Here is a 12,055-nt window from a genome sequence, read left to right on the forward strand (position 1 = left end):
AAAAGCCCGGCCTTTCCTCGGCCAGGCTTTTCTTTCGTATTAGTATCCGCTGCCTGTTGTTTTTGCTCCAGTTACAATGGAAACACCTGAGCTCGTACCGACACGGCTCGCGCCTGCTTCGATCATCGCAACCGCTGCTTCGCCGTCACGAACACCACCAGACGCTTTTACGCCTACATTTGGTCCTACGGTTTTACGCATCAGGGCGATATCTTCAACCGTTGCTCCACCTGTTGAAAATCCTGTGGAGGTTTTTACGTAATCAGCACCAGCCTCTACGGAGAGCTTGCACGCGACTACTTTTTCTTCTTCGGTCAAAAGGCAAGTTTCCAGAATCACCTTCAAGAGAATATCGCCAGCAGCTTGCTTCACAGCAGCGATGTCTTTTTTGACAGTTTCCAGATCGCCGGATTTCAGGGCACCTACGTTCAGTACCATATCTACCTCAGTCGCTCCCTTTGCAATCACATCGCGGGTTTCGGCTGCTTTTGACTCGATAGTGCTCGCTCCCAGAGGGAATCCGATAACCGTGCACACTTTCACATCAGAGCCTGCCAGGAGTTCAGCAGAGCGTTTTACCCAATAAGGGTTTACGCATACAGACATGAAGTCGTGCTCTCTTGCTTCTTGGCACAGCTTGTCAATCATCTCTTGTGTAGCATCAGGCTTCAACAGTGTGTGGTCGATATATTTGTTCATGTTCATAGAACTACACCTCTATCCCTAATTGTTCGAATGCAAGACGAAAAATGCTGTCATTGTTACGGTATCCTCGTTGCAGTTGCAAATCCCAAGCTTCCTTTGCTGGATGCCAATGAACATCATTGATTTCTTCTAGCTGTACGGTGATCTCTGTGTTGTAAGCTTCCACCAAATAATAATGGACTTCTTTGTCGATGGATTCGCCCGACACTGGATGCGTATACACGTAGGTGATCATGTCGAGCTTGGACCCCAATCGTCCTGCTACGCCTGTTTCTTCCAAAACTTCGCGCAGAGCCGTTTCTTCGATGGTCTCGCCCATCTCCTGCTTCCCTTTTGCGAGAGTTACTTTGCCATAGCGGTCTTCAATCAATAGGAGCATGTACTCTGTGTCTTGCTTCTGGTATACAACGCCTCCTGCCGATATCTCCCTCATATAGCTCGCTCCTTCAGGTAAGGCAGCGCCTCTGTTTCTACTACGCGAACAAAAGTCCCTTTGCAGTATTCCGAGCCTGGTTCAACCAGTCTGACCTTGCAAATCTTGCCGATCATGCTCTCATCGCCAGGGAAGACGACGTTCAGGTAGTTGTCCGAATAGCCCATCAGAAGACCGCTATCAGGTGCTTCTTTATATGGACGCTCCGGAATGACTTCCAGTACATCCCCTACGAATTTCGTGGAGTATGCCAAGGTCAATTCCTGATTGAGCTCCAGAAGCTTCGCTACGCGCTCGTTCTTTTCCTCATCAGGAATTTGATCCGTCATACGCGCTGCTGGTGTACCTGTACGCATGGAGTACGGGAATACGTGCATCTCGGCAAAACCGATTTTCTTCATAAACTCGTATCCGTTCCAGAATTGCTCTTCGGTCTCACCCGGGAAGCCTACGATGACGTCTGTTGTAATCGCTGCTCCTGGCAATGCTTCGCGTACTTTGACCATTCTTTCGTAAAACTCAGCAGTCGTATACTTGCGGCGCATGCGTTTCAACACTTCGTCATCGCCCGCTTGCAGCGGTACATGCAGATGGCGCACGACACGATCGGAGTTATTGATGACCTCGATCACTTCATCGGTGATTTGGCTCGCTTCGATCGAACTGATGCGGATGCGCTTGAGGCCTTCCACTTGATGAAGGTCAATCAACAGTTTGGCCAAATTGTAGTCTTCCAAATCCTCGCCGTATCCACCCGTATGAATCCCAGTCAAAACGATTTCCAGATAGCCTGCTTCCACCAGCTTTTGAGCCTGTTCGACGACGCTTTCCGGTTTGCGGGAACGCATCAGACCGCGCGCCCAAGGAATAATACAAAACGTACAAAAGTTGTTGCAGCCCTCTTGAATCTTGAGGGAAGCACGTGTGCGATCCGTAAAGTTAGGAACATCCAGCTCTTCGAATTCGCGAGCTTTCATAATGTTGCCTACTGCGTTGATCGGCGTGCGTTCTGTACGAATTTGATCCACGTACTCGATCAGCTTTTCGCGCCCTTGTGTACCAACTACGATATCTACACCGGGAATTTGCGCAATCTCACTTGGAGAGGTTTGCGCATAGCAGCCAGTTACTGCAACAATCGCCTCAGGATTGCGGCGAATCGCACGACGAATCACTTGGCGGCTCTTCTTATCTCCCGTGTTCGTAACCGTACAAGTATTAATGACGTAAACATCTGCTTCATCTTGTTCAAAGTCAACTCTCTCGTAGCCGTCTGCCTTGAACAATTGCCAGATGGCCTCTGTTTCATAGCTGTTTACTTTACAGCCCAATGTATGAAAAGCAACGGTAGACATTGCCATTCCTCCTTTTCCGTGAAAAACGTCTCGACGTTTTTCATAAAAGTGGATGTGACCGCTTGCGGTCAACGAAACGGTCATGACCGTTTCGTTCCTGCTCATCCTTTGCGAAGTGATGAAGCCTCTCGTTCAAACTGATAGGAAGCGCAGGCCAAAACGTACTGGCTTGCCGTTTCCGTGCGCAAAATGCGCGGGCCGAGGGAAACCGTCAGGAACCCTTTGCTCTCTGCTTGGGCCACTTCCTCAGGGGAGAAGCCTCCCTCCGGTCCAACGAGGACGAGAAGTGAATCGCCCGCAGTCATCTCTTCTAGCACTTGATGAATCGTTGTACTGCCTTCTTTTTCATAGGCAATTGCGCAATGAGTATACGACTGGCCAGCTTGAAGTATCTCACGAAATGAAACAGGAGATAAAAGCTCTGGCAAAACAGCACGATGAGACTGTTCAGCAGCCTCCTTGACAATTTTGCGCCAACGCTCCAGTTTTTTCGCTTCTTTTTTGGCGTCCAGCTTTACAATGGTTCGCTCAGAAGAAAACGGGAAAAAAGAGTACGCCCCAAGTTCCGTCCCCTTTTGCAAAATCCACTCCAGCTTCTCACCTTTTGGAAGCCCCTGACCAATTGTGACTCGGATCGGCAGTTCTCGTTCTTCTTGAAGCATTTCCATTACTTCTGCCCGTACTTCCTTGGCAGAAAGATAGACAAGCTTGGCTCGTGCCGACTTGCCCGCTCCATCAGAAACGATGATTTCTTCGCCTTCCCGAGCACGCATTACATTTACGATATGATGTACATCGTCTCCGACAATCGTTAGCTCATTCTCAGTAAAGGAATGTGGCTCGACAAAATATCGTTGCATCTCGCCAACCCCACTATTCTATCGTTTTTTTGCTACAATTGCTACCCAGTCATCGATGAAAATGGTTTCCACGACCTCAAGACCTGAAGCCGCCAACGCCGCTTTCACATCCGCTTCACGTGCAGCAATAATACCTGACGAGATAAAGGTGCCACCTGGCTTCAACACGCGGAATACATCGTCGGTGAAACGCACGATGACTTCTGCCAAAATGTTAGCCACGACCACTTCCACCTGCTCTTCGATGCCGTCTAGCAAGTTGTTTTGTCTCACGTTGATATGCTCATGCACACCATTCAATTCGGTATTGGCCTGTGCAGAGCGTACGGCTACTTCATCCAAGTCCATCGCTAGCACATCTTTTGCTCCGAGCTTTATAGCAGCAATACTCAAAATAGCTGTGCCTGTCCCAACATCATACACTTGGTCGCCTTTTGCCATATACTTCTCGAGTGCACGCAGACAAAGGATGGTCGTCGGATGTGTACCTGTTCCAAACGCCATGCCTGGGTCCATCTCGATAATGATCTCATCTGGGTGCTTCGGCTCGTACTCTTCCCAGACTGGCTTAATGGTCATGCGATCAGACACATGAACCGGTTTGTAGTATTTTTTCCAGGCGTGGGCCCATTCATCTTCGTGGACATCGTTTACAGCAATGGATGCCTTACCGATATCCAGACCGTACTCGATCAACTGCGCCAATTGCTCTTTCAGCTCTTCTACAACGTCAAGCAACTCGCTGCTGTCAACCGGCAGGTATGCTTTAACGAATACGCCCTCGGCCGGAAAATCATCAGGAGAAAGCTGGTAGATTTCGCCAAAGGGGGTATCCCACTCACGATAAAGCACCTCCGGGTCTTCAATTACGACACCATTGGCACCCAACTCATACAAGAGGCTTGACACCGCCTCCGTAGCCTCCGCTGTAGTATGGATACTGATTTCTGACCATTTCACGAATCTACCACTCCCCACATAAGCTCCCAATCGGGCTTTTCATTTAATCGACTTCGCTACATGAAACTTTAGGCAAAAAGCGGACAAAAACCGCGACGGATTACTCGCCGCGGAATGCCCGTTTCATTTTTTCGAAAAAGCTTTCGTCTTCTCCCCCATGCTGTCCTGGCTTTTCTCCAGACAGTTCGGCGAGCTCACGCAACAATTCCTTTTGTTTATCGCTCAGCTTGGTCGGCGTAATGACGCGCACTTTCACATGCTGATCACCACGGCCGTTTCCACGCAAATGCGGAACACCTTTTCCACGCAAGCGGAAGAATGTTTCTGTTTGGGTACCCGCCGGGATCTTCAACTTCACGCGACCATCGACAGTCGGCACTTCGATCTCATCTCCAAGTGCTGCCTGTGCGTAAGTAAGCGGAACCTCACAGTAAATATCATTTCCTTCACGCTCAAAAAACTCATGACTCTTCACACGTAATACGACGTACAAATCTCCAGAAGGTCCACCGTTTGCGCCCGGTTCTCCCTCGCCTGTTACGCGCAATTGTGCTCCATCGTCCACACCCGCTGGGATGTTGAGATGAATTTTGCGGCGTATTTTGACACGTCCACTGCCTCGGCAAGTTGAACATTTTTCTTTGACGACTTTCCCTTTGCCTTCGCAAGTCGAGCAAACACGGCGATTGACGATTCGGCCGAATGGTGTGTTCGCCACCACTTCTTGTTGTCCTGTACCACTACAAGTCTTACATGTATCGACACCGGAACCAGGCTTCGCGCCAGAACCAAGGCATGTATCGCATTCTGCTTCTTTTGGAATTTCCACGTCGGTTTCTTTTCCAAAAATCGCGTCGATAAAGTCAATGCTGAGGCCAAATTGCAGATCGGATCCTTTGCGCGGTGCATTTGGATTCGAACGTCTGCCGCCACCACCGAAGAACATATCAAAGATATCTCCGAAGCCGCCCATGCCTGATCCATCAAAACCTCCGCCACCGAAGCCCTGATTCGGGTCTTGGTGACCGAAACGGTCATATTGCGCACGCTTTTGTGGCTCGGACAGGATGTCGTACGCATCCTTTACTTCTTTGAACTTTTCTTCCGCGTCAGCCTCTTTATTTACATCGGGATGGTACTGACGTGCCAGCTTGCGATACGCTTTTTTGATTTCATCAGCGTCCGCTTCCTTTGCTACGCCAAGAACCTCGTATAAATCACGTTTCATCTCCTACATCACTCCCATGACAGTCAACTGTTATCATAGCATGTGACAGACTTGAAAAAAAGTCAAAGTCAGCATTCCGTGACTTTGACTTTCATGGGTCACATCGTGGGAAGTGAGGGAAGAAATCTCTCCCCTCACAGTTCCAGCGTGTTACTTTTTATCGTCTACCACTTCGTAGTCAGCATCAACGACATTGTCTTTCTTCGGCTCTTGACCTTCAGCGCCGCCTTGAGCTGCTTGTGCTTGAGCAGCCTGCTCATAGAGCTTCACCGAAATTTGTTGGATGATCTCGGACAGTTCATCTTTCGCTGTCTTGATCTCTTCGATGTTGCCGCCTTCCAGAGCAGCTTTCACTTTATCTTTCGCAGTGTTAGCGCGATCGATTTCAGCTTGGTCGATCTTGCCTTCTACTTCTTTCAGTGTTTTCTCAGTCGTGAATACGAGTTGGTCAGCTTCGTTGCGAACTTCTACTTGCTCTTTGCGTTGTTTGTCCGCTTCTGCATTCAACTCAGCATCTTTTACCATGCGATCGATATCATCGTCGGACAGACCCGAGTTAGAAGTGATCGTGATACGTTGCTCTTTACCTGTACCTAGGTCTTTTGCACGTACGTTTACGATACCGTTCGCGTCAATATCGAAGGAAACTTCGATTTGCGGGATGCCGCGTGGCGCTGGCGGGATATCGGACAGGTTGAAGCGACCGAGAGATTTATTGTCGTTCGCCATTTGACGCTCACCTTGGAGAACGTGGATTTCTACAGATGTTTGATTGTCAGCAGCTGTAGAGAACACTTGGGATTTGCTTGTTGGGATCGTCGTGTTACGATCGAGCAGCTTGGTGAATACACCACCCAATGTTTCGATACCGAGGGACAGTGGAGTTACGTCGAGAAGAACGACGTCTTTCACGTCACCAGTCAGTACGCCTGCTTGAACAGCCGCTCCCAGTGCTACTACTTCGTCTGGGTTTACACCTTTATGTGGTTCTTTCCCTGTAAACTTCTTGATTGCTTCTTGTACCGCTGGGATACGAGTAGAACCACCAACCAGGATAACGCGATCCAGTTCGCTCGGAGTCAGACCAGCGTCTTTCAGCGCTTGACGAGTTGGGCCCATCGTACGCTCAACCAAATCAGCGGAGATCTCTTCGAATTTTGCGCGAGTCAGGTTCATCTCCAAGTGTTTTGGACCTGTTGCATCTGCTGTAATGAACGGCAGAGAAATGGTCGTAGTCAGAACACCGGACAGGTCTTTCTTCGCTTTTTCCGCAGCGTCTTTCAAACGTTGTTGTGCCATACGATCCTTGGATAGATCGATGCCATGTTCTTTTTTAAATTCACTCACCAGGTAGTTCATAACAACATCGTCAAAGTCGTCTCCACCCAGCTTGTTATCACCGGAAGTCGCTTTTACTTCGAAGAAGCCGTCGGACAATTCGAGAATAGATACGTCAAAGGTACCGCCGCCCAAGTCGAATACGAGAACGGTTTGATCTTCTGTTTTCTCCATACCGTATGCAAGAGCAGCTGCCGTTGGTTCGTTCACGATACGCAGTACTTCCAGACCAGCGATTTTACCAGCGTCTTTTGTCGCTTGGCGTTGGCTGTCATTGAAGTATGCTGGAACCGTAATCACTGCCTGCGTCACAGGTTGACCAAGGTAGCTTTCCGCGTCTGCTTTCAACTTTTGCAGAATCATAGCAGAAATCTGCTCAGGTGAGTATGCATTACCTTCAAGCGTTTCTTTATGAGCAGTACCCATGTGACGCTTGATGGAGATTACGGTATTGTCTGGATTGGTGATCGCTTGGCGTTTTGCCGCTTCCCCAACGATGCGCTCGCCGTTTTTAAATGCTACTACAGATGGTGTAGTGCGGTTACCTTCCGCATTGGCAATAACGACTGGCTCTCCGCCTTCCATTACTGCTACACAAGAGTTGGTTGTTCCCAAGTCAATTCCGATTACGCGACTCATACAAAATGTCCTCCTAACACTATACGTCTAGTGAATTTACTTTTTTTGAGATTACTCGTTCACTTGAACCATCGCCGGACGAACGACGCGGTCTTTGAACATATATCCTTTTTGCAGCTCGGCTACCACAAAGCCTGAGTCAAACTCAGGGTCTTGTGTTTGCATAACCGCCTGGTGGATGTGAGGGTCAAATGGTTTTCCTTTTGCCTCGATTGCAGCCAAGCCTTCTTTATCGAAAACTTGGACCATCTGACGGTATACCATGCTTACACCCTCCAAGAGGGAGTCTACTGTCATGGATTCCTTGTCAGCGGCAAGTGCTCGCTCGAAGTTATCGAGAACTGGCAGAAGCTCTTCCACGATTTTAAGAGAAGCGTATTTAGCCAGATCTTCCTGCTCTTTGCGAACACGGCGGCGGAGGTTATCCATATCGGCCATAGCACGCAGCATGCGGTTTTGGTGATCCTCAGCCTGAGCCTGCCAGTGAGCAGCCTCTTGCTCCCAGTTCATCTCGGATGTTTCTGTTTGGTCTGCATCCTTTGCTACTTGTTCTTCCTCGAGAGTCGGGTCTTGCGTTACTTTTTCCTCGCTCAACGTCACTACCTCCTGGCGGCTTTCCCCAGTCAAAAGACTGTTTAGCCATTCACTCCATTTATTTCTCAAACTGCGAAGTCAGCATGCGCGATAGGCCTTCCGCCAAATGGTTGAGCACAGTAATGACCTTGCCGTATTCCATTCGTGTCGGCCCAAGTATCCCCACCATTCCTACTGGCTTGCCTCCAAGCGAATAAGAAGTGGTAATAATACTGCATTGCTTAATCGCGTCTAGCTGGTTTTCCTGTCCGATGCGTACCGTGAGACCATCACCCTGCATGCCGATCACATTCATCAGTTGATCGTGCTGCTCTAATAGCTCGAGAATATCCTTGACTTTATCTACGTCTCGGAATTCCGGCTGGTTCATGATCTTGGTCGCACCGCGTAAGTATACTCGTTCTTCTTCTTGTGTCAGCGAGTTGTTGAGGAGCTGAAGAATTTCTTCATACTGCTCCGTATGACGCTGCATTTCACCGGAAATCTCTTGATAAAGACGTTGCCGAAGTTGCCATAGTGGCACGTCGGACAGCTTTGCATTCAACAGATTGACGAGTCTCTCGATTTCCCCAGCACCAATCCCTTCTGGAAGATCGATCAGCTTGTTCTCCACTCGTCCGGTATGCGTCACCACAATCGCGACAGCCTGTGCAGCATTGAGAGGAACGATTTGAATATGTTTTAACCGATGCTCAAAAATCTCTGGACCCAAGACAATCGCCGTGTAGTTTGTCAGCTGAGAGAGAATTTGGGCAGTGTACTCTACCACTTGTTCTGCGTGGAGAATACGTTCGGCAAACAACTGTTTTAGTTTACCCAACTCAGCATCCTCCAAAAGATGAGGCTGAATCAAGTTATCAACGTAGAAGCGATATCCTTTTGTAGAAGGAACACGTCCCGCTGATGTGTGGGGCTGTTCTAAGTACCCCAGCTCTTCCAAGTCAGACATCTCGTTGCGTATCGTTGCTGAAGAGAATCCGATGTCCTCCCGTTTGGAAATGGTTCGGGAGCCAACAGGTTCGGCAGAATGAATGTAATTATCGACAATCGCGTTTAAAATCATTTGTTGACGGTCTGATAACATGGATGTCGCTCGCCTCCTGTTGGATTGTTAGCACTCATGCTTATCGAGTGCTAAATCTATATACTAAGGTATCAATAGTAGAAGGATTTGTCAACGAACTTGAGCTAGTTCCAGAGACAAAAAATCTCATTTTTCGCGAGTTTCGCTTTGTACTTAACGGAGAAAGCGCGCAAATACCTCATTTCCGAGCGGAAGCCCCTGTTTCGTCAGCTTCAAAAACCCGTCCTTTTCTTCCAGCATTCCTTTGGCTACCTCTTCTTCTATTATTGTCCCAAAAACATCATGAACCGTTGCGCCAAAACGGGAGGCAAACGCCGAAAGGTCAACTCCTTCTCTCAACCTCAGCCCCAAAATCATCTGTTCCTCCATAGCATCCTCGCGCGGTACCTCGAATTGTTCTACACGTGGCAACCCTTCCTTGCACTTCTGCATGTAAATCGCAAGCGGGCCAGCATTCACGTGTCGATGGCCGCACACATAGCCATGGGCACCTGCACCCAACCCATAGTATTCACGATTGAGCCAATAGGTTTTATTATGTTTGCTCTCGAAGCCTGGTTTTGCAAAATTGCTGATTTCATACTGCTTGTACCCGTGACGCTCCATCTCTTCTATTAATACCATGTACATCTCAAGCTCTGTCTCTTCAGATGGCAGTGGTAGCTGATCCTTCTGGTAGAGCGTGTGGAACAACGTGTTTTCCTCCACCTTGAGACTGTACGCGGAGAAATGGGTGGTACCTAGCCCAAACGCCTTGTCCAACGTCTGGCGGAAAATGTCCAGTGTCTGATCCGGCAATCCAAACATCAGGTCGATGCTGAAGTTGTCGAAGCCGACTTTTTTCGCATTATCGATACTGCGGTACACAGCTTCCTGGTCGTGGATTCGTCCTAGTCGTTTTAAGAGCGCGTCGTCAAAGGACTGTACACCAAAGCTCAGACGATTGACACCCAGCTCACGCATGATCCGCAGCTTTTCCACGTCTGTTGTTCCCGGATTGGCTTCCATCGAGAACTCGATATCATCCGCCCAGTACTTGCCCAATTGCTTTTGTACGATTTCCAAAAACGCGCGCATTTGGGCATGATCGAGAAACGTAGGCGTCCCTCCGCCGACAAAAATCGTTTTTACCTGCTCGATCGGCTGTTGGCTGAAGGTGATCTCCATTTCGCTTTTCAATGCGTCTAAGTAATCCCAAATGAGCTGTGGATTGTTCGTCACAAATGAGTTGAAGTCACAGTAGTAACATTTATTCGTACAAAAGGGAATGTGAATGTAAACCGATTGTGGCATCATGTCCCTTTCCCTCCTTTTAAAATTGGGTTGTTCAAAAGACAACTTCTTGACAACCTCTTTAATGGAAAAAACCTGACACAAGGTCAGGTCTACTTTATATCATCCATGCGCAAAACAGCCCTATACGCCTTTGATCGACCTCGTTATTTTATTGTAACACAGTAAATGAGAGAATCGACTGCAAACATTGATACAGCAAGCATTTGTAATAGCTTGATTATCATAGTGTATTTTTCTATATCGAGTCAAACATGACTTTTATGCACCAAAAAGCAGTAGTTATTCAGTGGAGAGATTGAATGAAACGTTTTATTTCGAATAGACATGTTAGAGTTAAAAGTTGTTTTTGAGGAGGATTATCAAATGACAGATCTTTATTCCCGTATTTCTCAAAATGATGCTGCTGTTCTTCTGATTGATCATCAAACCGGCCTTATCTCTGGACTTGTACGTGATTACGGGGTTGATGAATTCAAGAACAATGTTCTGGCTTTAGCAAAGACCGCGAAATTTTTCAATTTGCCTGTCATTCTTACCACGAGCTTCGAGAGTGGTCCAAACGGTCCATTAATCAGGGAACTCGTCGAACTCTTTCCAGACGTGCCTAAGATCGCTCGTCCAGGACAGATCAATGCGTGGGATAATGAGGATTTTGTAAAAGCAATCCAGGCAACTGGCAAGAAGCAACTTATCATTGCCGGTGTGGTTACCGATGTCTGCGTAAGTTTCCCTGCACTTTCCGCTCTTCGTGCGGGGTATGAAGCATTCGTTGTCACCGACGCTTCTGGCACTTTCAGCAAACAGGTAGCGGAGGCCTCGTTAATGCGCATGGCACATGCTGGCGTGCAACTTATGAACTGGTTTAGTGTAGCATGCGAGTTACAACGAGATTGGCGCAACGACGTCGAAGGTTTTGGTGCTTTACTAGCTAGTAACCTTCCCGGCTATCAAAATGTAATCGAAAGTTATCGAGCGCAGAACGAACTTGTCAAATAGAACCAACGTGGGGTACCTCCATATTGTTGGCGGTACCCCTTGCTATATCTTGCGTCCCTAATCCATTTGTATAATGTCTCTTCAATTACTTGATACTACAAAAAAGTAAAGGAGGTAGTTCTGATTGTCACCAACCAATAACGATTCCCAAGCAAATTCTAATTGTCCACCAGATTGTAACTTACCGGATCCAGAATTTCCGCCATCGGGTGCAGTCCCACATCCACCAACTCCTTGGCCACCACACAGCCTCGATCCTCATCCTCCAACTCCAGTACCACTTCCCCCAATCAATCCACAGCCACCAGCGATACCACCCGTAACCAATCATCCCCGACCACCACACCCTTGGTGACCACTCGATCCTCCCCAGGGTCGAGTTTTCATGTCACCCATCCGGGCTTTTGATGACGTGTATTGCTTATCCGAACGGAATGTGCCAAAAAGAAAGACGACAGAAGCAGATTTGAAAATTCTGCCTATGTCGTCGCATTCTACATCCCATTTCATGCCGTTAACCCTCGAGTAAATGATGTATGAAGGTAAATAAATCCCCCACCATTTCGC

The 12,055-nt window shown here is 48.1% G+C and carries 12 protein-coding genes; 1 reads left to right on the plus strand and 11 read right to left on the minus strand.

What is annotated here, in order from left to right; genetic code table 11:
- Positions 1-39: 39 nt before the first annotated feature.
- The 10 genes from deoC to hemW all read right to left on the minus strand — a co-directional run bounded on the left by deoC (position 40) and on the right by hemW (position 10,492).
- A complete protein-coding gene (gene deoC, locus ACFVS2_RS27685; protein ID WP_390239577.1) occupies positions 40-705 on the minus strand; it encodes a deoxyribose-phosphate aldolase in 666 nt (221 codons plus the stop codon).
- 4 nt (positions 706-709) lie between these two features.
- Positions 710-1,138 carry an NUDIX hydrolase gene (locus ACFVS2_RS27690; RefSeq protein WP_007727666.1) on the minus strand — a complete coding sequence of 143 codons (429 nt, stop codon included), beginning with the start codon at positions 1,136-1,138 and terminating at the stop codon, positions 710-712.
- Entirely contained in the window at positions 1,135-2,493 is a 1,359-nt protein-coding gene (gene mtaB / locus ACFVS2_RS27695; protein ID WP_390239578.1) for a tRNA (N(6)-L-threonylcarbamoyladenosine(37)-C(2))-methylthiotransferase MtaB, read from the minus strand. Before mtaB ends, ACFVS2_RS27690 begins: the two co-directional genes overlap by 4 nt.
- Positions 2,494-2,594: 101 nt before the next feature.
- The gene (locus ACFVS2_RS27700) at positions 2,595-3,353 is read right to left on the minus strand and encodes a 16S rRNA (uracil(1498)-N(3))-methyltransferase (protein WP_390239579.1); all 759 of its coding nucleotides are present in this window, start codon (positions 3,351-3,353) and stop codon (positions 2,595-2,597) included.
- Between the two features lie 18 nt (positions 3,354-3,371).
- Positions 3,372-4,313 (minus strand): 50S ribosomal protein L11 methyltransferase, encoded by a 942-nt coding sequence (prmA, locus tag ACFVS2_RS27705; RefSeq protein ID WP_007727669.1) that lies wholly within the window; start codon positions 4,311-4,313, stop codon positions 3,372-3,374.
- Between the two features lie 100 nt (positions 4,314-4,413).
- Positions 4,414-5,541: a molecular chaperone DnaJ gene (gene dnaJ, locus ACFVS2_RS27710; RefSeq protein WP_007727671.1), complete on the minus strand. Its 1,128-nt coding sequence runs from the start codon at positions 5,539-5,541 to the stop codon at positions 4,414-4,416.
- 150 nt (positions 5,542-5,691) lie between these two features.
- Positions 5,692-7,518, minus strand: a complete 1,827-nt coding sequence (dnaK, locus tag ACFVS2_RS27715) for a molecular chaperone DnaK (RefSeq protein ID WP_390239580.1) — start codon at positions 7,516-7,518, stop codon at positions 5,692-5,694.
- Between the two features lie 51 nt (positions 7,519-7,569).
- Positions 7,570-8,112 carry a nucleotide exchange factor GrpE gene (gene grpE / locus ACFVS2_RS27720; RefSeq protein ID WP_390239581.1) on the minus strand — a complete coding sequence of 181 codons (543 nt, stop codon included), beginning with the start codon at positions 8,110-8,112 and terminating at the stop codon, positions 7,570-7,572.
- Positions 8,113-8,170: 58 nt separating this feature from the next.
- The gene (hrcA, locus tag ACFVS2_RS27725; RefSeq protein ID WP_173620677.1) at positions 8,171-9,196 is read right to left on the minus strand and encodes a heat-inducible transcriptional repressor HrcA; all 1,026 of its coding nucleotides are present in this window, start codon (positions 9,194-9,196) and stop codon (positions 8,171-8,173) included.
- Positions 9,197-9,349: 153 nt separating this feature from the next.
- A complete protein-coding gene (gene hemW, locus ACFVS2_RS27730; protein WP_390239582.1) occupies positions 9,350-10,492 on the minus strand; it encodes a radical SAM family heme chaperone HemW in 1,143 nt (380 codons plus the stop codon).
- A 363-nt stretch (positions 10,493-10,855) separates the two neighbouring features.
- Here hemW and ycaC point away from each other — a divergent pair, with 363 nt between their 5' ends.
- On the plus strand, positions 10,856-11,488 hold the full coding sequence (ycaC, locus tag ACFVS2_RS27735; protein WP_390239583.1) for an isochorismate family cysteine hydrolase YcaC: 633 nt from the start codon (positions 10,856-10,858) through the stop codon (positions 11,486-11,488).
- A gap of 158 nt (positions 11,489-11,646) precedes the next feature.
- Here the strand turns inward: ycaC and ACFVS2_RS27740 are convergent, their stop codons facing one another.
- Complete coding sequence (locus ACFVS2_RS27740) at positions 11,647-11,778, minus strand: hypothetical protein (RefSeq protein ID WP_390239584.1); 132 nt, start codon at positions 11,776-11,778, stop codon at positions 11,647-11,649.
- Positions 11,779-12,055: the final 277 nt, after the last annotated feature.

The sequence above is a fragment of the Brevibacillus sp. NPDC058079 genome, from assembly GCF_042885155.1.
Taxonomy (GTDB): Bacteria; Bacillota; Bacilli; order Brevibacillales; family Brevibacillaceae; genus Brevibacillus.

Excerpts from the sequence above, each read along its gene's own strand:
- deoC (WP_390239577.1), bottom strand. The coding sequence starts at position 705 with ATGAACATGAACAAATATATCGACCACACACTGTTGAAGCCTGATGCT.
- ACFVS2_RS27690 (WP_007727666.1), bottom strand. The coding sequence starts at position 1,138 with ATGAGGGAGATATCGGCAGGAGGCGTTGTATACCAGAAGCAAGACACA.
- mtaB (WP_390239578.1), bottom strand. The coding sequence starts at position 2,493 with ATGTCTACCGTTGCTTTTCATACATTGGGCTGTAAAGTAAACAGCTAT.
- ACFVS2_RS27700 (WP_390239579.1), bottom strand. The coding sequence starts at position 3,353 with ATGCAACGATATTTTGTCGAGCCACATTCCTTTACTGAGAATGAGCTA.
- dnaJ (WP_007727671.1), bottom strand. The coding sequence starts at position 5,541 with ATGAAACGTGATTTATACGAGGTTCTTGGCGTAGCAAAGGAAGCGGAC.
- dnaK (WP_390239580.1), bottom strand. The coding sequence starts at position 7,518 with ATGAGTCGCGTAATCGGAATTGACTTGGGAACAACCAACTCTTGTGTA.
- hrcA (WP_173620677.1), bottom strand. The coding sequence starts at position 9,196 with ATGTTATCAGACCGTCAACAAATGATTTTAAACGCGATTGTCGATAAT.
- hemW (WP_390239582.1), bottom strand. The coding sequence starts at position 10,492 with ATGATGCCACAATCGGTTTACATTCACATTCCCTTTTGTACGAATAAA.
- ycaC (WP_390239583.1), top strand. The coding sequence starts at position 10,856 with ATGACAGATCTTTATTCCCGTATTTCTCAAAATGATGCTGCTGTTCTT.